Origin of the sequence: Paraburkholderia sp. BR10937 (genome assembly GCF_040965695.1) — a bacterium.
GTDB lineage: Bacteria > Pseudomonadota > Gammaproteobacteria > Burkholderiales > Burkholderiaceae > Paraburkholderia.
Genome location: NZ_JBFRCL010000214.1, coordinates 1 through 255 on the forward strand (window position 1 = coordinate 1; position 255 = coordinate 255).

General features: G+C 59.6%; 1 protein-coding gene. It reads right to left on the reverse strand.

What is annotated here, in order from left to right; genetic code table 11:
- Positions 1-255: transposase (locus AB4Y44_RS42710; RefSeq protein ID WP_368702847.1), on the reverse strand; the 255-nt coding region annotated here is incomplete at both ends.

A 255-nucleotide genomic window follows, 5' to 3' on the forward strand; every position in this document is an offset into this window, starting at 1 on the left:
GAAACGCCTGGATTTCGCGTACGCTCATGCCCCGCGCGTACATGGCGATGATGCGCTCATCAAAGCCGGTAAAGCGGCGTTCGTGTTTGGGAATCAGTATCGGCTCGAAACTGCCGTCACGGTCACGCGGCAGATCGACCCTGAGTGGACCGTGGTCCGTGATGATGGTTTTGCCACTGGCACCGTTACGCTCGTTGGTCTGGCCATCCGGCCTGGGATCGCCGGATGGATACCCCAGATGCAGCTTCATTTCGG